The sequence below is a fragment of the Lysinibacillus sp. GbtcB16 genome, from assembly GCF_019091145.1.
Lineage (GTDB): Bacteria > Bacillota > Bacilli > Bacillales_A > Planococcaceae > Lysinibacillus > Lysinibacillus fusiformis.
In genome coordinates this window covers 1-243 of sequence record NZ_JAGXJV010000771.1, presented here as the reverse complement: position 1 = coordinate 243, position 243 = coordinate 1, and the positions used below count along the sequence as shown (strand labels likewise).

Here is a 243-nt window from a genome sequence, read left to right as displayed (position 1 = left end):
GAATGGTAACAGCGGTTTCTGGCATTTCGATTCCTGGTTTTTGGTTGGGTCTATTATTAATTCATTTATTTTCAGTACAGCTTGGGCTATTCCCAACAGGAGGGTTAGTTGGTTTCTCTAGTTATATTTTGCCTTCCCTAACTTTAGGGGCACGTATTATGTCAATGTTTGCACGATTTACTCGGTCTTCTTTGCTCGGATCGTTACAGGCTGGTTTTATAAGAACTGGGAGGGCAAAAGGTC

Annotated in this window: 1 protein-coding gene; it reads left to right on the top strand. The window is 41.6% G+C overall.

Features of this window, described 5'->3' with window-relative positions:
* The coding region (locus KVT27_RS25855) for an ABC transporter permease subunit (RefSeq protein ID WP_217582303.1) at positions 1–243 on the top strand (243 nt) is incomplete at both ends.